The sequence below is a fragment of the Chryseobacterium sp. CCNWLW53 genome, from assembly GCF_037083525.1.
Classification (GTDB): Bacteria; Bacteroidota; Bacteroidia; order Flavobacteriales; family Weeksellaceae; genus Chryseobacterium; species Chryseobacterium lathyri.
This window is the reverse complement of sequence record NZ_JBAOJR010000001.1, coordinates 567,592-588,453: the sequence shown is the minus strand read 5'-3', so window position 1 is coordinate 588,453 and position 20,862 is coordinate 567,592. Positions and strand designations below refer to the sequence as shown.

The 20,862-nt window shown below is 38.4% G+C and carries 20 protein-coding genes; 15 read left to right on the top strand and 5 right to left on the bottom strand.

The annotated features are described in order from the left end of the window. Positions 1-3: 3 nt before the first annotated feature. From V6R96_RS02665 to V6R96_RS02655, 3 genes are all read right to left on the bottom strand, one after another. Positions 4-2,553 (bottom strand): collagen-like protein, encoded by a 2,550-nt coding sequence (locus tag V6R96_RS02665; protein WP_336377915.1) that lies wholly within the window; start codon positions 2,551-2,553, stop codon positions 4-6. Positions 2,554-2,556: 3 nt separating this feature from the next. Then, positions 2,557-3,039, bottom strand: coding sequence for a T9SS type A sorting domain-containing protein (locus tag V6R96_RS02660; RefSeq protein ID WP_336377914.1), 483 nt, complete (start codon positions 3,037-3,039; stop codon positions 2,557-2,559). Between the two features lie 161 nt (positions 3,040-3,200). After that, entirely contained in the window at positions 3,201-3,908 is a 708-nt protein-coding gene (locus V6R96_RS02655) for a LytTR family DNA-binding domain-containing protein (protein WP_111954203.1), read from the bottom strand. A gap of 203 nt (positions 3,909-4,111) precedes the next feature. Between V6R96_RS02655 and hflX the strand changes: the two genes are divergently transcribed. The 10 genes from hflX (at position 4,112) to V6R96_RS02605 (ending at position 14,298) form a co-directional block, all read left to right on the top strand. Further along, positions 4,112-5,338 (top strand): GTPase HflX, encoded by a 1,227-nt coding sequence (hflX, locus tag V6R96_RS02650; protein WP_111954410.1) that lies wholly within the window; start codon positions 4,112-4,114, stop codon positions 5,336-5,338. Further along, entirely contained in the window at positions 5,338-5,970 is a 633-nt protein-coding gene (locus tag V6R96_RS02645; RefSeq protein WP_336377913.1) for a DUF4919 domain-containing protein, read from the top strand. Before hflX ends, V6R96_RS02645 begins: the two co-directional genes overlap by 1 nt. 13 nt (positions 5,971-5,983) lie before the next feature. Then, on the top strand, positions 5,984-7,267 hold the full coding sequence (locus V6R96_RS02640; protein ID WP_111954207.1) for a sodium:proton antiporter: 1,284 nt from the start codon (positions 5,984-5,986) through the stop codon (positions 7,265-7,267). 22 nt (positions 7,268-7,289) lie between these two features. Continuing rightward, on the top strand, positions 7,290-7,934 hold the full coding sequence (locus V6R96_RS02635; protein ID WP_336377912.1) for a DUF4919 domain-containing protein: 645 nt from the start codon (positions 7,290-7,292) through the stop codon (positions 7,932-7,934). Then, on the top strand, positions 7,931-8,650 hold the full coding sequence (locus V6R96_RS02630) for a DNA alkylation repair protein (RefSeq protein ID WP_336377911.1): 720 nt from the start codon (positions 7,931-7,933) through the stop codon (positions 8,648-8,650). The genes V6R96_RS02635 and V6R96_RS02630 overlap by 4 nt, the downstream gene beginning before the upstream one ends. An 85-nt stretch (positions 8,651-8,735) precedes the next feature. After that, positions 8,736-9,404 carry a hypothetical protein gene (locus V6R96_RS02625; RefSeq protein ID WP_336377910.1) on the top strand — a complete coding sequence of 223 codons (669 nt, stop codon included), beginning with the start codon at positions 8,736-8,738 and terminating at the stop codon, positions 9,402-9,404. A gap of 94 nt (positions 9,405-9,498) precedes the next feature. Next, complete coding sequence (locus tag V6R96_RS02620; protein ID WP_336377909.1) at positions 9,499-11,442, top strand: hypothetical protein; 1,944 nt, start codon at positions 9,499-9,501, stop codon at positions 11,440-11,442. After that, positions 11,443-12,678, top strand: coding sequence for a hypothetical protein (locus V6R96_RS02615; protein ID WP_336377908.1), 1,236 nt, complete (start codon positions 11,443-11,445; stop codon positions 12,676-12,678). Between the two features lie 34 nt (positions 12,679-12,712). Beyond that, on the top strand, positions 12,713-13,051 hold the full coding sequence (locus tag V6R96_RS02610) for a DUF6122 family protein (protein ID WP_223558000.1): 339 nt from the start codon (positions 12,713-12,715) through the stop codon (positions 13,049-13,051). A gap of 176 nt (positions 13,052-13,227) precedes the next feature. Next, positions 13,228-14,298 carry a calcium:proton antiporter gene (locus V6R96_RS02605; protein ID WP_111954221.1) on the top strand — a complete coding sequence of 357 codons (1,071 nt, stop codon included), beginning with the start codon at positions 13,228-13,230 and terminating at the stop codon, positions 14,296-14,298. Positions 14,299-14,336: 38 nt separating this feature from the next. Here V6R96_RS02605 and V6R96_RS02600 read toward each other — a convergent pair whose 3' ends face one another. Continuing rightward, entirely contained in the window at positions 14,337-14,717 is a 381-nt protein-coding gene (locus V6R96_RS02600; RefSeq protein ID WP_336377907.1) for a group III truncated hemoglobin, read from the bottom strand. Positions 14,718-14,868: 151 nt separating this feature from the next. Here V6R96_RS02600 and V6R96_RS02595 point away from each other — a divergent pair, with 151 nt between their 5' ends. The 5 genes from V6R96_RS02595 to V6R96_RS02575 all read left to right on the top strand — a co-directional run bounded on the left by V6R96_RS02595 (position 14,869) and on the right by V6R96_RS02575 (position 19,298). Beyond that, positions 14,869-15,840 carry an ion channel gene (locus V6R96_RS02595; protein ID WP_336377906.1) on the top strand — a complete coding sequence of 324 codons (972 nt, stop codon included), beginning with the start codon at positions 14,869-14,871 and terminating at the stop codon, positions 15,838-15,840. Beyond that, complete coding sequence (locus V6R96_RS02590; protein WP_111954227.1) at positions 15,841-16,329, top strand: YkgJ family cysteine cluster protein; 489 nt, start codon at positions 15,841-15,843, stop codon at positions 16,327-16,329. A gap of 115 nt (positions 16,330-16,444) precedes the next feature. Continuing rightward, positions 16,445-16,780, top strand: a complete 336-nt coding sequence (locus V6R96_RS02585; protein WP_111954229.1) for a hypothetical protein — start codon at positions 16,445-16,447, stop codon at positions 16,778-16,780. Between the two features lie 152 nt (positions 16,781-16,932). After that, positions 16,933-17,673 (top strand): LytTR family DNA-binding domain-containing protein, encoded by a 741-nt coding sequence (locus V6R96_RS02580; RefSeq protein ID WP_336377905.1) that lies wholly within the window; start codon positions 16,933-16,935, stop codon positions 17,671-17,673. A gap of 104 nt (positions 17,674-17,777) precedes the next feature. Beyond that, positions 17,778-19,298, top strand: a complete 1,521-nt coding sequence (locus tag V6R96_RS02575) for an amidohydrolase family protein (protein ID WP_336377904.1) — start codon at positions 17,778-17,780, stop codon at positions 19,296-19,298. Positions 19,299-19,457: 159 nt separating this feature from the next. Here V6R96_RS02575 and gdhA read toward each other — a convergent pair whose 3' ends face one another. Then, positions 19,458-20,816, bottom strand: coding sequence for an NADP-specific glutamate dehydrogenase (gene gdhA, locus V6R96_RS02570; RefSeq protein ID WP_223558007.1), 1,359 nt, complete (start codon positions 20,814-20,816; stop codon positions 19,458-19,460). Between the last annotated feature and the right edge of the window lie 46 nt (positions 20,817-20,862).

The following is a 20,862-nucleotide window of genomic DNA, read 5'->3' as shown; positions in this document are numbered from 1 at the left end:
AATTTATTTAATATTAACCAATACCTGGATTTTTCCTGTTTCATTCTGATTGTAATCCTGAAGAGCCTTTCCGATCACCTGTCCTATTTTTACCTTTTTAGGGTTGGCCTTCATGGCTGTTCCGGATTTTGATGACGTTACCAAAAGATCACCTCTTTTAATTTTTCCGCCTTCCAGACATACTTTGGTCGGAATAACTCCAATCACACCCATTGGTACTTTACCGGAAATGTCAGAATCAATATGTTCTTCAGTAAGAAGTACTCCCGGTTTTGTCGCATATACTCCTGCTACAAGCGTAGAATAAGGCTTAGAAGATCTTTCAACGGTTCGGTCCGTATCTGTAGAAATTACAAGAATATCCCCGGTTTCATACTCAGAAATACTCCCTTCCACATCAAACACTTCGGCAACGTCTGCACCACTACTTTGAGTACCGCCATTAAAAAAACCTTTTCCGGTTTTATCGATACGGGCTACGTTTACTGAGGCACTTTGGAATACAGAAAGATTTCCCGACGGTCCCTGATGGTTGACAAGCAGGGTAGATCCGGTACCAGTTGTCGTTACATGAACCACCGGCTGACCGTTGGCATTATTAAAGTTGGCGAATCTTCCCGCTTTACCCGTACCGAAATTAGGAATAAAGCCTGAAATTGCATTGCCATTTCCATCACATGATGCTTCCACACCATCGCCTGTACCTCCGGCATTGGCGGTAATACCATTCCCGCTGCCTTCTGTGATTGCCAATAAAGCCGGTCCACTGCCGCCTGCGTTAGAGGAATAAAATAAACCTCCATACCCTCCGGTACCTGAAGAAATACCATAAATACCGGCAGTTCCGAAATTAGCAAACTGCGAATTTACTTCCCCTTTCACGGCGGGAGAGGTACCCGTTACCTTGTCTACTTTAAAATTTCCAGCAGTACCATTACCTACTGTGGTTACCGTTATTACATCGCTTGTATTGGCATCATTAAAGATGTTAAATCTTCCTGCACGCCCGGTTGAAAAAGTAGGAACCCATGCATACAGAGCGTTTCCTGCTCCATCAATATTGGTTTCAACACCGTTTCCGTCCTTACCCGCGTTGGCGGTGATGGCATTTCCGTTCCCATCAGTTAAAGCAATTAATGCAGCGCCGTTTCCTGCAGGATTTGACGCATAGAATAACCCTGCACGTCCTCCTGTTCCTGAGGAAACCCCAAAAATACCTGCGGCACCAAAGTTTCCGAAAATAGTATTCACTTCACCCCTTACTGCCGCTCCTACACTGTTTGTATTATCAACTAAGAAAGAAGCTGCATTACCCTGGGTATTATCCGGAATATTTCCATTACCGTTGGTTTCTACCTCAAATACATTATTGATTTCGTTGGTGGCATTAAAATTTTCAAAACGTCCTGCACGTCCTTTACTGTTGTTTAATCCTACCTGTCCTAAAACTCCGACAGCCGTTCCGGTTGTGTTGGTCGCAACAAAACCCCTTACACCATAACCTCCACCATCATTACGTCCTACTACAGCCCCGGCAATATCACTGGTTGTCCTGCCGACTACCGCTTCACCGGCTCCGTTATTATCACCTATTATACCTGCAGAGGTCTGTGCACTTGTAATGCCGTGCAACGCGAATCCGGCACCTGTAGAACTGCGTACTCCGGCCCCGTTTCCGGTAGTGGTTACATTCACCACTGTTCCGTTTCCGACACTGGAAACATTGAGGGCGTTGTTATTATTGGCATTGTTGAATATTGATATACTTGCAGGGATTCCGTTATTACTGGTTGCTGTAAGCCCGGTTCCTGTATTACTGTTGGCATATACTCCGGTTCCGTTGGCACTTGCATTTCCATAGACCCCTAATCCGTTAGGCGTAACACCGTAAACTCCCCAGCCGCTTCCATTCTGGCTTCCCCAGACACCAACTCCGAGCCCTCCGGTTCCATTGTTGATACCCCGGACACCACTGGAAAATCCGCCTGGTGCCACGTTGTTTACAATACCCCGAACTGAAGCAATGCTGGAAGTAGTTGTATTGTTGATGCCTTCCACGGAAGTTCCGTCTCCGTCATTGATCAGCGAAAATAGAGTAGATGCATTATTTATTGTATTGGTATAAGGAATTGTGAAACTTCCGCCTGTTCCGCCAGCAGACTTAGCGTACATAGCATAAGGTACGCTTAATAGCTGGCTTGTTCCTGCTATTGTGTAATTGGTACCTCCAGCAGGATCGGTTTCTGTTTTCAGATAATAGTTCCCCGTTGGCCAGTCTATGGTAGAAAAAGTTCCCGAAAGCACGGTTCCTGTCCCTATTTCCATGCTGATAAGTCCATTGGCGTTTGTGTTTCCGGTCAGTCTTTCGGAATAGACCAGTGTTCCGGCAGGAGAGCCCTGCAGTACACTTACTTTAACAGCGATGCTTTGATTGATCAGCAGCTGACCGGATCCGTTTCTCATAATGGCCTGGTAGCTCATTTTTTCCGGAGCCTGGGCATGCCCTAAAAAGAGGCCGAGCATGATCCCCAGAGAAAGTAATATTTTTTTCATGGCTTATTTTTTTATGACTTTAAAGGTTTTTAAATTTTCTCCATTCTGATTGATTCTGATAATGTAAACCGCAGAAGGAAGAGAAGAAAGATTAAGTTCGGACTTTGGCTGTGAGATCATGTCCTTTATGATCAGTTTGCCCTGAGCGTCGAACAGCTGATACTCCGATCCCTTATACGGAACAGAAGAAAAATCTATGTACAGATAATCTCTGGTGGGATTCGGATAGAGTAAAATGCCTTCTTGCTTTGTTGTGGTTTCGCTGGCAGAAAGTGTCGTGATTTCATAAGCCTGCTGTACGCCTTCCAATACCTGAGAGCCTGCTCCCTTGTACATATAAGCGGTCTGACCGACACTGTAAGAAACCGAGCCGTTGCCTCCTGATGCATTTGTTCCTGTGGCCAGAACTGCCGATTGGGCACTCAAAATACTGACGGAAAAGGTGAACAGAATGAGAAAGAAGCAGTGAATAGATGTTCTTTTCATGTTAAATATTTTTGTGGTTATTAATTGGTTATCCAAGTTTTCAAGAGAAAATTTGTGAACACTAAATTACCACATATCGCAACCGGATTGAAGGAAAATAGACTAACGGTCAAAAAAATCGACCAACGGCATTTTATAGTAAAAATGTTGGTATTCAGTCGTTAATGGTTAAGGAAGGATAGGCTTTCTTTGTAAGTTCTGCCTATGGGAAGCCTGATCTGATGGATCAGTTCTATTTCATGGCTGTTTTTTCCGCGGATGAAATGACGAGGTACGGCATAGCTGCGATGGATTCTTATAAAAGAATCGAAGAAGCTATTATGAAGGAGGTTTCCCAGGGAATCTAGAACACAGTGTTTCTTTTCATGCGTAACAAGCCGGGTATAGTCTTTTAAAGCTTCGAGGTAAAGAATATCGGTAAGTCTGACTTGAGAAATGTTACCGTTTTCTTTTATCTTAATACAGTTTTCACCGAGAATAGCATCGAAGCATTCGCATTTTTTTTTCATTTCAAAAAAATTGAAGACTTTTTCTATAGAATGCTGGAAACGTTCTGCTTTAAGGGGCTTTGTTACAAAATCCAGGGCATCAATTTCAAATGCTTCTGCTGCCAGCTCCGGTTGGGAACTTACGAAGATGCAGACAGGAATCTTATAGGCCAGTTTCCTGAATTCCAATCCGCTCATTCCGCTAAGTCTAGTTTCGCAGATCAACAGGTCGATTGGGAATTCCAGATGAGGAACTGCCTTTTCCGTCGAATTAAAAGACGCAACAATCTCTATATTATCGTACTGCCTGACATGATGCTGGAGAACCAGTCTGTCCAGTTCATCATCATCAATAATCATACATTTAATATGGGAATTCATGATCTTGGTGTTAGTTTTTACAATATTTGTAATTTTAATGGATTATTAATTACAAATCAGCGTTATAAAGGTATTAATTTTTTACAAATGAATGATATTATAAACTTAAATTAACATTAAAAAAGAAGGAAATTTAAAAAATGATTTTGTTTTTTTTTCTGAAATTGGTATCTTGTAAAAATCATAAACATAGACAGAAATTAATGCTAGATAAGAAACAACATAATTACGAGAGAGCAGTTTTGGTGGGGGTTATTACCCAAAATCAGGATGAAGATAAGCTAACGGAATATATGGATGAACTTGAGTTTTTAGCCTTCACAGCAGGTGCAACGGTTCAAAAACGTTTTACTCAAAAATTAACTCAACCGGATTCTAAAACCTTTATTGGAAGCGGAAAAGCACAGGAAATAAAAGAATATGTAAAAGAGAACGAGATAGGAACCATTATTTTCGATGATGAATTGTCTCCTTCCCAGCTTAAAAATCTCGAAAGAGAAATAGAGGTGAAAATTCTTGACAGAACCAACCTTATCCTTGATATTTTTGCACAGAGAGCACAGACTTCCTACGCAAGAACACAAGTAGAATTGGCACAGTATCAATATCTTCTACCACGTCTGACAAGAATGTGGACTCACCTTGAACGTCAGAAAGGAGGAATCGGGATGAGAGGTCCCGGGGAAACGGAGATTGAAACTGACCGCCGTATCATCCGCGACAGGATTTCCCTGTTAAAAGACAAACTGAAAACCATCGACAGGCAAATGGCTACCCAACGTAACAACCGTGGAAAGGTGGTACGTGCTGCTTTGGTGGGATATACCAACGTTGGAAAATCTACGCTGATGAATGCGCTTTCCAAATCTGAGGTTTTTGCAGAAAATAAATTGTTTGCAACCTTAGACACAACGGTAAGAAAGGTGGTTATTGGTAATTTACCGTTTTTGCTTACCGATACGGTAGGATTCATCAGAAAGCTTCCTACGCAGCTTGTGGAATCTTTTAAATCTACGCTGGATGAGGTGCGTGAAGCAGATCTGCTTATTCATGTGGTAGATATTTCCCATGAAAGCTTTGAAGATCAGGTAGAATCTGTTAATCAGACGTTAATGGAGATCAATGCCCATCAGAAGCCTATGATCATGGTCTTTAATAAAATTGATGACTTCAGTTACGATAAAAAAGATGAGGATGATCTTACGCCGTCTACAAAAAAGAATGTTTCTCTGGAGGAGTGGAAAAAAACATGGATGGCTAAATCTAAGTATCCGACAGTATTTATTTCTGCGCTGACGAAAGAAAATTTCCCGGAAATGAAGAAAATGATCTACGATGAGGTGATGAAGATCCATATCTCCAGATTCCCATACAATGATTTCCTTTTCGAGTATTTTGATAACGATGAGGAAGAAGAAAACAACGATTAATGAAATATCACTTTTTCCTGTTATTGATTTTCTTTTCTGTTTTTGGTTTCAGCCAGAAGTCAGAAATTGATTTGAAAAATATTGAGAAGAATCTTAAAAATCCGGATTCTCCCTATAATTATGAAAAGCTGATTTTTAAATACAAAGGATATCCTAAATCCCTGGATAGTATTGAAGCTCAGTATCTTTACTACGGCCGAAATTTCAGGGATGATAAAGTTTCATCGAGTGATGAAAGTTTCAAGAGTCTTACAGATGCTTTTAAACAAAGTAATTTCGACGAATGCATCAGGCTGGGCAAAGTCCTCTACGGTAAAGATCCTACCAATCTAGATATACTTCTGGTTCTTCTGAGAGCTTATGATTTCCGGAAAGACGGAAATAATTTTGTACATCATCTGAGCCAGTTCAGGTTGCTTACCGGAGGGATAAAGAATTCCGGTAACGGGACCTCTGAAAAAACAGCCTATTTAGTCAACTCTGTAGGAGATGAATATATCCTGCTTAATATTCTGAATATCGGAAAAGACTATACAAGGGCATCACAGCCGGCCAAAGACGGAATATTTGATATCTGGGAAAAAGACGGGCGCAAGCTCTATATTAAAATACTTTATTCAGACCTTAATTAAAAAAAACACTTTAGTGGAGTTATATTATTCATTTTCAGCCTTAATAGTATTAGCATCAATTTTTGCCTATCTCAATTACAGATTTCTGAAGCTTCCCAGCACCATCGGGATTATGGTCATTGCCATCGTAGTTTCTATTTTTCTGGTAATGTTTGGAGAAACAGTGCTTCCGAGAACTTTTGGGCATCTTAATAAGTTAATGAACAGTATAGACTTTACAGAAGTTCTGATGGGCGCAATGCTTAATTTCCTTCTCTTTGCGGGAGGTATCCATATCAATATCAATGATCTCAAGGAGCAGTTCAGGCCGGTCCTGATATTTTCTACGGCCGGAGTGGTTATTTCCACATTTGTAGTGGGATTCGGAATGTTTTATTTACTGCCTTTTTTAGGGATTCATCTCCCGTTTATCTATTGTTTGCTTTTTGGTGCACTTATTTCGCCTACTGACCCGGTGGCTGTTTTAAGTATTCTGAAACAGGCCAATGTGTCCAAATCTCTGGAAACTAAAGTGGCTGGAGAATCTCTTTTCAATGATGGTATGGCCGTAGTGGTGTTTACAGTCGTTATGCAGCTTGCCATCGGGAAAGAAGTGGATCTGGGTGTCGAAAGTATAGGATTACTTCTGATGAAAGAAGCCGGCGGAGGAATTCTGCTTGGTGTTTTGCTGGGGTGGATCACTTCCAGGCTGATGCGTGAGGTGGACGACTATATTATTTCTGTTCTGGTAACGCTTTCCGTAGTAATGGGAGGTTATCTTGTTGCAAGACAGATGCATATTTCCGGACCTCTGACGATGGTTGCCGCAGGTTTATTCATGGGTAATTTTAATGTAAGGTTCAAAATGAAATCCATTACCCAGGATTACCTCATCAAATTCTGGGAGCTGATCGACGAAATTCTTAATGCTGTTCTATTCCTGTTCATCGGTTTTGAACTACTGATGATCAAGGATTTAAAGCACTTTATGGTTCCTGGTTTACTGGCGATTGCAGTCGTTTTAATTGCCCGTTTCATTTCGATCTGGGTACCTACGAAATTTATGTCCCTGCGAACAAGATTTAGTCCGCAAACGGTAAAAGTTCTCGTCTGGGGAGGAATCCGGGGCGGAGTTTCCATAGCATTGGCCATGTCTATTCCAAAAAGCGAATACAGCGAAATTATATTAAGTATCACCTACTGTGTAGTTGTGTTCTCGATTATCGTTCAGGGACTTACCATTGCAAAAGTAGCCAATCCGAAAGCCATTGCAAAAGAAGAGGAAGCGCAGGGTATTGTGACAGATGAGCATGCTTAATTAATTAAAAACACGAATTGGAATGAATAAATTACTTCAAATTATTTTTATTCTGTGCTTTGGTTTATACTTTTCTCAGGTCAATGTTGAGGAAATTAAAAAGGATGTTACAGAGAACCCTCAGCAATACAATACTTATTTGGAGACCTTCAAAAAGGATCCGGAAAGCCTTACCCAGCAACAGATGAATTTGCTTTATTACGGGAGTCGTTTTATGAGCTCCGGTCATGAAATGTCAGATTATAATAATGATTACAAAAAAATCTGGAAAATTGCAGAAAAGAAACCTTCAAAAAGTAAAGCACAGAAAATCCTGGCTAAAGCCGAGGCTGCCTATGCAAAAGATCCGTTGAATAAAGCGATATTGAGCAATATGGCACATATCTACGATTCTTTAGATGATAAGGCCAGAAATGAACTGGCTGTAACCCAATATAATGCTATAATTAATACCATTAACAGAAGCGGAGACGGAAGTTCAGAAGATTCTCCTATCTGTGTGATCTGGGCTGGCGATGTTATTGCCCAAATTGATAATTTGATTGGCTATGGAACTGCTGCAGATTTTAAACAGAATATGAAGTTTTTGCCGGATGGAAGCATGCTTACTGTTTATTCAATGGGGTCTAAAAAAATATTTGTAAAACTTGTAGGGGGATTTAGATGAAAGGAATAATCAAAGAAATACAAGAAGCATTAGCGGTTTTGTCCATTCCCGAAAAAGCTGAATTCTTCCCGAAGTTCTTCAAAACAGGAAAAGGAGAATATGGTGAGGGAGATCTGTTTTTAGGCGTGAAAGTACCGGATCAGAGATCTGTTGCTAAAGAATATTACTCAAAGATAAGCCTGCAGGATCTCAGTGTTCTGTTATCTTCAAAATATCATGAGCACAGGCTAACTGCACTCTTCATGCTGATCTCTAAATTTGAAAAAACAAAGGATAAGACTGTGAAAGAAGAAATTGTCCAGTTTTATCTGGATCATCTTCCGCATGTCAATAACTGGGATCTGGTGGATTCAAGCTGCTACAAAATTTTAGGGAGGTATGCTTTTGAAAACGAAAAGGAAGAACTGTTGAGAAATCTTTCGGATTCTGAAGAAATGTGGCATAAGAGAATTGCTGTAGTAGGTACAATGCATTATGTGAAAAAAGGTTCTTTTGAATTGACTAAAGAATTTGTGACCAAAAACCTTAAACATACTCATGACCTGATGCATAAGGCAAACGGATGGTTGCTTAGAGAAATGGGTCAGAAAAATGAAATAGAGCTCATCAGCTTCCTGAATAAGCATTATCAGAAAATGCCGAGAACCTGTCTGAGATATGCCATTGAAAAATTGGATGAGGAAGTAAGACAGGATTATTTGAAAGGCAGAATTTGAAAAAATGGCTGTTTTCAGTGAAATAACAGAGTCCATAAAGTATTTTCAAACGGAATTGAGTAGTTTTGTGTTTTAAAACTCAATTATGAAAAATTTTCTGAAGCTTTTTTTACTGCTTTTTCCTTTATTATTGCTGACAAGTTGTTTTGATATTTTGGATAAAGTGAATGTCAAAGCCGACGGAACAGGAGAGTATACCATTATTCTGAATGCCAGCAAAAGCAAAACAAGGCTGGCTTCCATTTCTAAAATGGAGACAATTAACGGAAAAAAAGTTCCTAAAAAAAGTGAAATTGAAAATAAAATCAATGAAGCGGCCAGAATTTTTAAAGCAACTCCAGGAATCAGCAATGTAAAAACTTCAATGGATTTTGATAACTACATCATCAAGCTGAGCTGTAATTTTAAAAAGATTGAAAATATCAATGCAGGGCTGGAACAGCTGAAAGCCAAAAATATCCTTGGTAAAATGATTCCCACACAAATTTACAGTCAGAATCTTCAGAAAAAATTATTGACCAGAAACAAAGTCAATACTTTCAAGGAGGACTACGACAAAATGGGAAAGGCAGATAAAGAAATCTTCAATAATGCCCGATATACCTCTGTAATGCAGTTTGAAAATACCGTAAAATCCCAGACGAACAGCGCATATCTATTGGCTCCGAATAAGAAAGCAGTAAAATTGGAAGCGGATATTTTAGATCTGATCTTTCAAAAAAAACAATTACAAAACACGATATCATTTCAATAAATATTAACACTCAACCATGAAATCTCTATTATTAAAAACACAAATAATCACTTTCGTACTTTTTGGTTTTATGCTCCTTTTTTCGCAAAAAAGCATGAAACTTCCTACTGATGCTGTATTTTATATGGAAATCAACGGGAAACAGCTGAACCAGAAAATCAACTGGCAAAAGCTTAATCCTTTATTACATGAATTAAGCAAAAAAAGTAAAGAAAAATCTTCGTGGAATGATTATTCCAAGACGGGCATTAAATATGATGCTACCCAATATCATTATGCCAGTTTTAATGATTCGATACAGACGTATACCACTCATTTTATTGTAGATAACAAAGAAAAGTTCCAGGAATTCATCAATTCTACCAAGAAAAAAGGATTGGAGATCTCAAAGAAAAAGAATTATTCTTATGTGGATGTAGATGATCATATTTTTGTTGCCTGGAATAATGACCGTGCTGTTTTGAGTATGGTAAACTATACCAAACCGTATAAAGATACCTGGTCTTCTAGTATTGTACTAGATAGTGCTGCAACCGCTGCAGACAGTGTGGCTGTTGCTGTGGACAGCGCTTATACCATAGAACCGGAAAAGCCTTTCGATTATAAGGAAGAAATAATAAGTCTGAAACAAGATATTAAATATTTAAAAGACAATATCAGGGAAAATAACAAGGAAATTACCAGAATTCAGAAAGATATCAAGTACCTGGAAAAGAATCACAAATATCCGAAGGAAAACGTAGATACCCAACATTCTGAAGGGGAAGCCGAAGTGTATCCAAAAGAAGAGGAATATGCAGAAGCTGAAATAGATTCGGCATACCAGAAAGAACTGGATTCTGTGCGTATTGAAAACTTCAAGATTGTAAAGAAAATTGCGGAAGAGCGTTTCGACCAATACTTCAGCTCAAACTTAGAAATTGAAGTTCCGAAAGCCATGCTTACGTTCAGAGATCCTAATTCCGATGCCTATGTTTATACAGATTACGGAAGAATGGTCAATGATGGGGTTTATGGAAAAATGATGGAGCGTTTTAAATTTGGACAGTTTTTAAGAAATGCATACGATTCAAACTCCTATTACAATTTGTATTTTGACAAAGATAAAGTAAAGCTTGTCAATAATTATCAGCATAAAAATCCGGAAATACAGAAAACCATTTCCTCTGTTTATAAAGGAAAGAAAAACAAAAAGCTGGCAGCACTGATCAACGAAAAAAGCATTGGTTACTATGTGATTAACGTCAACGGAGCCAAGTCTTTTGATATGATGTATGACCTTCTTCAGGACACGGGAGACGGCGAATATAAAAAAGAAATGGAGCTGATGATGGAAACCATGAAAATTGTTCTGGATGAAGAAGCCATCACTAAAATAGCCCCAGGAAACGGAATCTTTGTTCTGAATGAATTAAAGTCCAAAAAAGTAGACTATACCGATTACGAATATGATGATGATTACAATGAAAAAGAAGTAAAGAAAACCAAAGAAGTGGCTGTTCCCAATTTTACCTTTGCTTTTGCAACAGAAAACGAAGGCTATTGGAACCGTGTTTTTAACGTATTGTCCACCAATAAGCATTTGTCTAAGAAATTCTCAAAAACCGGAAATATATACTCTTTTAAGGATGAGAAAGGCGACGGATATATGGATCAGCTGTACTTCGTTGTAAAAGAGGGTATCGTTTATCTTACGAGCTCTACAGAAAATCTTACCCCTCAAGGCCAGTCCGATACCTCAAAGCAATGGGCAAAAGATTCTTCCAAATATCCTTTATCCGGAAGATTGGATGTTCAGAAACTTTTAATTGGTTTGGAAAAAGAATTTAAAACTCCTTCGGAAAGAAAATCATTGGATCTTTTCAGAAAAAATGTGGGTGAAATGTATTATAAAACAGAGGTGAAAGGAGAAAGCGTAGAAACGGAAATAGACTACAATATTAAAAATTCTTCAGAAAACAGCTTAATGTACTTCTTTGACCTGTTCGATGAGATCTTTAAAATGAATGAAGAAGAAAAAAAGCCTCAAATATTATAAATGAAGAAGAAAAAAATTATTGTCCCGTTAACCCTTTTACTCGCTGCTGCGCTCTATTTTGTATTTTTCTATAAAAACAAAACATTAAAATTTGTTCCTGAAAATGCAGATGTCGTTGTTTTGATCGATGTAAAAAGATTAACAGGACAATATATTTCAAGCTTCATTGCCCATCCCTCAAAATGGACAGAGAGTAAAAAGAAAGATAAAAAAACAATTTCATTAAAGGATTCAGGAGTCAAAACCCCGGATTTTTTGCAGATTTTCCACCTCAAAGGCACCAGATTCTCAGAATGGTATAGTGTGGTTGAATTAAAAGACCCACAAAAATTCTTGACTTATTTAAAGAATCATCAGTTTATCAGCAAAGGAAAAAACATCTTTCAAAAAGATCAGATTTTTGTCAGAATAGAAGGCGAAAACGGATTCATAGGAAGTTCCGCTTCAGGTTTTGAAAATATTAGCCAGCAGCTTCATTCCTCCGAAAAAAGGATGTTGAATGCAGATGAGTTGATCAATAATGCTTTAGGAAGTGTTTCTTTCATTTCAGGAAAAACAATTCAGAATTTTTCCATTGAATTAAAATCCGATGAAATTGAAATAAAAAACACATCGGAAACTGGATCTTTAGCTTCCATTGTGGAAGATCTTCAGAAGAAAAATCATTTTTTAGAGATAGAGCTGGATGGCCGTAATGTGAAGAATTACGCTCGTCTTTTTGATAAAACGATCGCGGATTCTGCCCAAATCAGTTATTTTAAAGCAACTGCTGATCTCGAGCAGGTGAATGATACCATCATCAGCTACGGCTACGACGATAATTTTAATGAAATAGAGAAAAAGACCTTTCAGAAAATTATTCAGCCTAATTATGTGATCAATCTTCAAAGTTCTTCTCCTGAAAGGACATGGGCATATTTTCAGCATCAAAAATGGCTCAATGCCCAGGATCAATTCACTGCGATCCCTTTTCAGCCTAATCAGATAGAGAAAAATGAAGGGAATTTTATCATAAAATCTACCAGAAAACCGATCGTGTTATCCCCAAAGCTCAAAGAAAATTATATCTTCGTCAGAAACAGCCCGATGCTGATCTCTTCATTAAGTATTTTCTCACCAGCAGAGAAAAAAATACTTTCTGATATAGACTATATTTTTTACGGGAATAAAGCAAACGACTATTGGTTGAAAATCAAAGCGAAGAAGGCAGAGCTACCATTAATTTTAAGATGGTAGGAATCTATAATCCTAAAAAACCGACTGATTATTAATGACTTTATCTGACACTGTATTACTTAAAACATTCACACACTACTTTTTACATTTGGTTTTTCCGGTTTTTATAGCCCTTATCTTTTTCCGCAAAAACTGGAAGAAAGCTTATCTTATTATGTTGGCTACCATGCTCGTAGATCTGGACCATATTTTTGCCAATCCTGTTTTTGATCCGTCAAGAAATAGTATAGGTTTTCATATTTTACATTCCTATTATGCTATTGCGGTGTATTTTTTGCTGCTCTTTTTTAAAGGTAATATCAGAATTGTAGCCATTGGTCTTTTGTTTCATATGCTGACAGATTTTCTGGATTTTAACCTGTGGATGCACTAAGAGGAAGGAAGGTGGAAGAGGAGGCTGGAAGTTAAGGAGAGTAGTGGTCATCCTTTTTGACCTCAATAACTTCGCGCTTCCAACTTCAGACTTCTTACGTATTAGATTAAAATATGATTAATATTTTCTTTTGATATTTCAAATTTCATAGATTTTTTGTATTTTGTAGACACTTTATGAGATTGAAAGAATTTTTACATTATACGTATATTTTCCCTGTCCTTGCTGTAGGGTATTACTTTTCCGGACTGATGGGAACCGGAATTTTATATGATGTTCTTGCAGGAATCCTGCTTACCGGAAGTGTCTTATCCGCAGTACATCACGCAGAAGTGGTGGCTCACAAAGTAGGGGAGCCTTTTGGAACAATTATTCTGGCACTCTGTATCACCATTATTGAAGTTGCGCTCATCATCTCGCTGATGGTCGCCGGCGGAGATCAGGCGATCACGCTGGCCAGAGATACCGTTTTTGCTGCCGTAATGATTATTCTTAACGGAATTCTGGGAATTTGTATCCTTATAGGCGGCGTAAAATATCATGAACAGTTTTTTGCAAGAACTTCAGCTACGACCTATCTGGTAAGTATTGTTTCAATTCTTGTTCTTACCCTTGTCCTTCCCAACTTTACCTCAAGTGTCAACGGACCTTTCTACAACGAAGCACAACTTATTTTTATTTCCATTGCCTGTCTCGTGATCTACGGAATTTTCCTGATGGTACAGACCGTGCGCCACAGAAGCTATTTTATTGTTCCTGATGAGCATCCGGAAGAACATTATATTCCGTCGTTGAAAAAGACGCTTATAAGCTTTGTTTTTTTGGTAGTTTGTCTGGTAATTGTTGTGTTGATGGCCAAAGGGCTTTCCGGAACCATCGAAGGAATGGTACAAAGTATCGGCGCTCCGAAATCTTTGGTAGGGGTAATTATTGCAGGGGTTGTACTTCTTCCTGAGGGAGTGGCTGCCATACGTGCGGCAAGAAGCAACCAAATACAGTCCAGCTTAAATTTGGCATTAGGATCTGCTTTGGCAAGTATTGGCTTAACAATTCCGGCTGTATCTACCGTTTGTATCGTCTATGACATCCCGTTGGTATTGGGGCTCGATAAAAAGGATATTATCCTGCTGTCCTTATCCGTATTTATTGTAATGCTTTCCTTAAGCCGTGGAAAAACGAATATTTTGTACGGAACTGTTTTATTGGTGAATCTCGCAGCCTATATTTTTACGGTTATCGTGCCATAATCAATTTTCACCACCCAACGCTCTGACTCTCGACCGTGTCACAGTCTCCTGGCGAGTTCCATTTTATAAGCCATCAGCCTGGCAATATTTTCAGATTTGTAAATGGCCATATCTGCATTTTCCCCGGCAAAATTCTCCTCAATGGTCTCTTTCCAAAGCTTCAACCACTGATCAAAGTGTCTCTGCTCCATAGACTGAATTTCATTGATTGGAAAATGAACAGCCATAGGATTTCCTTTATAGCTCATCTGTCCAAAAAGAATAGACTCCCAAAATGAATACATTTTCGGAAGGTGTTTGTCCCAGTCTACTTTGGCTATATCATTAAAGAAAAAACCAATCGTTTCATCTTTAACGACTTTGGCATAAAATGAATTGACAAGATGCTCAATATCCTCTCTTGATTCCAGTTTTTTCATAGTTCAAATGTACTGCAAAATCAAATTAAAAAATCAATCAGCAGCTTGATAAATTTCATGAAAACAATATTTTATCTTTGCATGGTAAAAGGGGAGAATGGGTAAAAGTGAATTTGCTCATTTGCAGTTACCTCAACAAATAAAATAATATATGGCTAGAGGCTTCAGACAGAAAATCCGTCAGAAAAATACTGAAAACAGTGGCTTTGGTAGCAATGCTTCCGGCAGATTCATCAATAAGGACGGGCTTCCGAATGTAAAACGGAGAGGCGTGAATGTATTCAATAGGCTTAGCTGGTATCATACCATGCTGAACCTATCTACTTTCCGTTTCTTATCCTATCTGGTGATTGCTTATGTCCTGATTAATCTTGTATTCGCAATGATTTATTATCTTATTGGGGTAGAGCATCTTACCGGAATTGATAAAAGCGATCCACTGAACGAGTTCATTGATGTATTTTTCTTCAGCTCGCAGACCTTTACTACAGTAGGGTATGGGAGGATTGCTCCAGTAGGCTTTATGGCAAGCTTGGTGGCTACTTTTGAAGCCTTTCTGGGATTGCTTACCTTTGCTATTGCAACCGGGCTTTTTTACGGAAGATTTTCAAGGCCGAGAGCCTACCTCCGGTTTTCAGATATAGCCGTTATTGCTCCGTTTAAAGAATCAAGGGCTTTAATGTTCAGGCTGGCTCCTTATAAAAATAATGCTCTGACGGATGCTGATGTTATTGTTTCAGCGGCTATTGAAGTGATCGAAGAGGGAACTCCGAAAAGTAATTTTTATTCTTTAAAGACCCATCTGAGCAAGATCAATACTTTGGCGCTGAACTGGACCGTTGTGCATGAGATCAAGGAAGATTCGCCGTTTTACGGGTTTTCTGAAGAAGATTTTAAGAACACGGATATTGAGATCATTGTTCAGGTCCGCGCATTTGATGAAGTCTTTTCCAATACAGTGGTCCAGAGATCTTCCTATGTGTCGGCAGAAATTGTTTACGGAGCAAGATTTACCCTGATGTATTATCCGGACAATAATGATTTTACAACAATATTGGACCTTGATAAAATTAATGACCATCAAAAAGCAGATCTTCCGCCTATAGCAGGAGATAAAGAATAAATGAATTTAGACTTCTATAAAAAACAGGCTTTACAAAAGCAGAAAGAGCATAAAAAATTTCTGGACGGACTGAAAAAGAAACCGCCCAAAAATCTTGATTATATTGTTCAGGAAACCCATGATGAAGTCTTTGATGAAGTGAATTGCCTTCAGTGCGCTAATTGCTGTAAAACAACCGGACCTTTATATACGGAAAAAGACATAGAGCGTATTTCAAAACATCTGCGAATGAAGCAGGCTGATTTTGAAGCTAAGTTTTTAAGGGTGGATGAAGATAATGATAAGGTACTCCAGAATCTTCCCTGCTTTTTCCTTAATAATGACAATACCTGCTCCATCTATGAAGTAAGGCCCAAAGCCTGCCGGGAATATCCGCACACAGACCGTAAAAAGATCTACCAGATCAATAATTTAATGCTGAAAAACACCGTCATATGTCCGGCTGCATTTGAGTTTGTGGAAAAAATGATGAAGAATATTGCAAAGTAAACCTTCTGTTGTAAAATATCTTAAATAATGATAAAGTACGTTAAATAAGAACTTTACACATAATTTAATAAAAAGAGTGTCGTTTAAGTTAAACAATCATTTAAAATATTACATTATGAAAAAATTAGTTTTAACTGCAGCGTTTACTTTAGTCGGTGTAATCGCAGTATCGGCACAAACACAGACACAACCACAAAAACCAGCCGATACGTCTAATAACCAGACCACTCAGACTCAACAGCAGAACACCCAGACAAGTACTACTACTGATGCCAGTGCTCAACCACAAAATACCACAGCAACGGCTACGGTAGATGCAGCAGCAACTCCGGCTGCCACAGCTGATGCTACGGCAACAGTAAGTGCAGAAACAGCAACAGATGCTACGAAACCTTCAGAAACAACTAAAGCAGAAAGAAAAGCTAAGAAAAAAGCAAAGTCATCTAAGTAGTAATATTGAGCAAAGTAGAAAGGGAATCCTGGGACAAATGTCTCAGGATTTTTTTGTTATCCATTAATTGAAGTAATCAACCCGTATATTATTTACGTATATTTCAGATGTAATTATAGATCCGGATCATTCGGGCCAAGCTGATTTATTCAATGAAAAGATTAAACCCTTCCCTTAAGCATCACTTACTGATAGGAGCTTTCCTGAGTATGTGGCTTTTCATTTTTGCTTTTTTTATCAGACCGTTTGACGACGGAACCATTAGTTTTAAGGTATGGATTATTATTAGTATTGGATTTAGCATCATTGCATTTCTGTGTTATGGGATTATTGCTTTGCTGCAGAAAAAGGTTTACGGGAAACTGGCAAAATGGAACATTGGGTTTGAATTAATAAGCATTGTTTTTTTTCAATTTCTTTTTTGGATAGGCACATATTGTTTTTATAAGAGCCCTATTTTGAATGGAGGATATGGGTTTATCAAATTTTTAGAGACCATCATTCTTAAATCAGCTTTGATTTCAACGCCCATCATAGTTTTGGCAAGAATATATGTAGTTTCATTAATTCCTGCACAGGATGACACCATCATCATTAGGGGAGACAATAAGCTGGATATTTTAAAAATTAAAAAGGATGAGCTGATTTGTGTTTCCAATGCTCAGAATTATGTTGAGATTTTCTTTGTAGAAGGAAATGAAGTAAAGGTAAAACTCATTCGCAGCACGCTTAAAAAGATTCAGAATGATTTTGATTTTTTGATTCAGATTCATCGTTCACACCTCATCAATCCTTCTCATTTTAAGGCCTGGAAAAATGCGGATACCATTTCGCTTACTCAAATTGAACTTCCTGTCTCTAAAAATTACAGAGAACATTTATTGTCCTTATAATTTCCGTACCTAAAACCGCGTATTTCATCCCTAATCCTTCATATCACCTTGTTGAACGGTGTTTTTGTTTTTATTTTGCCTTCCAGATTAAGAATAAATATTGTATGAAAAAGCTTTGGATCAGGAGAATTGTATGGTCATCTGCAATAGGATTGTGCATGATGGGCTGTATTTTTTTATGGGCAGATCATGAACTCAATAAAGTCCTGGGTAAATCTACCCGGGTTATTAACTTTTCTTCATTTATTAAGCCATCACCATTAGTACAAATTAGAAATGTCAATGTCCTTTCAGAAGATTGTACTCATTTTATTAAAAACCAGAATGTCCTTATGAAAGATGGACTCATTCTTCAGCTTGACGCCAATCAACCCGTGAATAAGGAAGCTACCCTCATTGACGGTACAGGAAAGTATCTTATTCCGGGTCTTGTAGACAGCCATGTTCATGTAAAAGAAAGTAAAAATGATTTGTTTTTGTATCTGACGAATGGGGTTACCTACATCAGGGAAATGGCCGGGAATCCGAAGATTTTAGAATGGCGGAAATCAATACGGAAAAACGGTTTGGGGCCGAGGATGTTTGTTGCTTCACCACCTATATTTAGTGAGGTGGGTCTGGCGGGTTATTATTATAGCTGGACAAGACAGTCCGTCAATTATTCCAATAAAAAAGATGCGGAAAAAGCCATAAAGAAAATAAAGGAGCAGGGCTATGATGCCATCAAAATGTACGGCTTTGTGAATCCGGAAATGTTTAAAACAACAATAGAGATAGCTAAAGAAAATAAGATACCGGTTATTGGGCACATACCGTTGGTTGATTTAGAAACCTTTTCTCACTCAGGACAGAAGGAAGTCGCTCATATTGAAGAGATAACCGTTAAAACAATTGATGAATTCGGAAAATCAATTTCTAAAAATCCCGAAGAATATCTCCGTTTTTTAAAAATACGGTCACATCAGATCGCCAAAAAACTAAAAGAAAATAAGGTAAGTGTTACTTCAACCGTTTGGTTGTGCAAAAGCTTTTTAGCCCAGCGGTTTGATTTAAAATCTAAGCTTAAAGTAATAGAATTAAAATATGCTAATCCCAAAATTATTGAAGGAACGCCATTGTACAAAATGGGCTGGTTACCCGGTAAAAATGGCTATGAATATGATGGAAAAGATACACCTGAAGCAAAAAAATTATCACTGACGTTTTGGAAGACCTATGTGGAAGCGATTCACATCATGACCAAAGCATTGGTAGATCATCATATCCCTGTTATGGCCGGAACTGATGCTAATGTTGCCACGGTTGTTCCCGGGTTTGCTCTTCACGATGAATTAGAGTCTTTATCTCAATCCGGAATGACCAATTCACAGGCCATCTATTCTGCTACGGTGGAGCCTGGTGAATGGATGAAAAGCAAGACCGGGAAGATAAAAGCAGGCTACTATTCAGATTTGGTGCTCCTTTCTAAAAATCCATTGGAAGATATCAGAAATACAAAAGCTATCGAGTATGTGTTTTTTAATAAGCATGTAATTGGTAAAGCTCAAATTAAAATGATTCTGAAAGCTATCGAGGATGGCAACAATGAAAACAGGAATATAGAAATTGATGAATACCTGAAATGAAGATATGCATTAATGTTTTAATTTTTTACATCTGATACAATAAAAAAAGCGCTGTAACATGTACTGCGCTTTCTCCTTTCACTTTTTACTTTTTTCCCATTATCCCGGGAACAGGCTATATCAAAAAAGGCTGGGAATTTTCCCAACCTTTATTTATTTTTATACCACTCCCTGAGCCAGCATTGCTTCCGCAACTTTCACGAAGCCGGCAATATTTGCCCCTTTCACGTAGTTTACGTAGCCATCTTCATCTTTTCCGTAGTCTCTGCAAGCTTTGTGGATTCCGATCATAATTTCCTTCAGTCTTGCATCAACCTCTTCAGATGTCCAGTTAAGACGGATAGAGTTCTGTGTCATCTCAAGACCTGAAGTAGCAACACCTCCGGCATTGGAAGCCTTACCAGGCGAGAACAATATTTTATTATCCAAGAAATAGTTGATGGCGTCTAAAGTAGAAGGCATGTTTGCGGCTTCAGTAACGCAAAGGCATCCGTTTTCTACCAAAACTTTAGCATCTTCAAGATCCAGTTCGTTTTGGGTTGCAGAAGGAAATGCTACATCACATTTCACTTCCCAAGGACGTTTTCCTGCGTGGAATTCAGCAGAAGGATATTTCTTAGCATAGTCTTCAGCTCTGTTGTTACCGGAAGATCTAAGTTCTAACAAATAATCGATTTTTTCTCCGCTGATACCGTCTTTATCATAGATATAACCGTCCGGGCCAGAAATTGTTACCACTTTAGCACCAAGCTCAGTTGCCTTTTTGATTACTCCCCAGGCTACGTTTCCGAAACCTGATACACTTACCGTTTTATCCTTGAAAGTCTCGTTGATTGTTTTAAGCATCTGCTCCGCGAAGTACACCACACCGTATCCCGTAGCTTCAGGACGGATAAGTGAACCTCCGTAAGCAAGACCTTTTCCTGTAAGGACTCCTGTAAATTCGTTTCTTATTTTTTTGTATTGCCCAAAAAGATATCCAATTTCTCTTGCTCCTACACCAATATCTCCTGCAGGTACATCTGTTTCAGGACCGATATGCTTGCATAGCTCAGTCATGAAAGCCTGGCAGAAACGCATTACTTCCATATCAGATTTTCCTTGCGGATCGAAATCTGAACCTCCTTTACCTCCTCCCATTGGAAGAGTCGTCAGTGAGTTTTTAAATACCTGCTCGAAAGCTAAAAATTTAAGAACTGAAAGGTTTACAGTAGGATGGAAACGGATTCCCCCTTTGTATGGTCCGATTGCAGAGTTCATCTGGATTCTGAAACCTCTGTTTACCTGGATCTCTCCTTTGTCATCAACCCATGGAACTCTGAAGATAATGATTCTTTCAGCTTCAGCCATTCTCTCCAGCAGCTTCATTCCTGTATATTCCTTCTTGGTCATAATAAACGGAATTACAGTCACAGCTACTTCCTTTACGGCTTGTAAAAACTCTGGCTCATTAGGATTTTTTGCTTCAATCTTGGCAATAAACTCCTGGATTTTCTGGTCAATATTATATTGTTCCATATATTAGGGTTGAATATTATTGTCAACAAATTTAATTTTTTTTTCA

Bases quoted from the DNA above. Each gene is read 5' to 3' on its own strand.
- V6R96_RS02665 (WP_336377915.1), bottom strand. From the start codon at position 2,553: ATGAAAAAAATATTACTTTCTCTGGGGATCATGCTCGGCCTCTTTTTA.
- V6R96_RS02660 (WP_336377914.1), bottom strand. From the start codon at position 3,039: ATGAAAAGAACATCTATTCACTGCTTCTTTCTCATTCTGTTCACCTTT.
- V6R96_RS02655 (WP_111954203.1), bottom strand. From the start codon at position 3,908: ATGAATTCCCATATTAAATGTATGATTATTGATGATGATGAACTGGAC.
- hflX (WP_111954410.1), top strand. From the start codon at position 4,112: ATGCTAGATAAGAAACAACATAATTACGAGAGAGCAGTTTTGGTGGGG.
- V6R96_RS02645 (WP_336377913.1), top strand. From the start codon at position 5,338: ATGAAATATCACTTTTTCCTGTTATTGATTTTCTTTTCTGTTTTTGGT.
- V6R96_RS02635 (WP_336377912.1), top strand. From the start codon at position 7,290: ATGAATAAATTACTTCAAATTATTTTTATTCTGTGCTTTGGTTTATAC.
- V6R96_RS02630 (WP_336377911.1), top strand. From the start codon at position 7,931: ATGAAAGGAATAATCAAAGAAATACAAGAAGCATTAGCGGTTTTGTCC.
- V6R96_RS02625 (WP_336377910.1), top strand. From the start codon at position 8,736: ATGAAAAATTTTCTGAAGCTTTTTTTACTGCTTTTTCCTTTATTATTG.
- V6R96_RS02620 (WP_336377909.1), top strand. From the start codon at position 9,499: ATGAAACTTCCTACTGATGCTGTATTTTATATGGAAATCAACGGGAAA.
- V6R96_RS02615 (WP_336377908.1), top strand. From the start codon at position 11,443: ATGAAGAAGAAAAAAATTATTGTCCCGTTAACCCTTTTACTCGCTGCT.
- V6R96_RS02610 (WP_223558000.1), top strand. From the start codon at position 12,713: ATGACTTTATCTGACACTGTATTACTTAAAACATTCACACACTACTTT.
- V6R96_RS02605 (WP_111954221.1), top strand. From the start codon at position 13,228: ATGAGATTGAAAGAATTTTTACATTATACGTATATTTTCCCTGTCCTT.
- V6R96_RS02600 (WP_336377907.1), bottom strand. From the start codon at position 14,717: ATGAAAAAACTGGAATCAAGAGAGGATATTGAGCATCTTGTCAATTCA.
- V6R96_RS02595 (WP_336377906.1), top strand. From the start codon at position 14,869: ATGGCTAGAGGCTTCAGACAGAAAATCCGTCAGAAAAATACTGAAAAC.
- V6R96_RS02590 (WP_111954227.1), top strand. From the start codon at position 15,841: ATGAATTTAGACTTCTATAAAAAACAGGCTTTACAAAAGCAGAAAGAG.
- V6R96_RS02585 (WP_111954229.1), top strand. From the start codon at position 16,445: ATGAAAAAATTAGTTTTAACTGCAGCGTTTACTTTAGTCGGTGTAATC.
- V6R96_RS02580 (WP_336377905.1), top strand. From the start codon at position 16,933: ATGAAAAGATTAAACCCTTCCCTTAAGCATCACTTACTGATAGGAGCT.
- V6R96_RS02575 (WP_336377904.1), top strand. From the start codon at position 17,778: ATGAAAAAGCTTTGGATCAGGAGAATTGTATGGTCATCTGCAATAGGA.
- gdhA (WP_223558007.1), bottom strand. From the start codon at position 20,816: ATGGAACAATATAATATTGACCAGAAAATCCAGGAGTTTATTGCCAAG.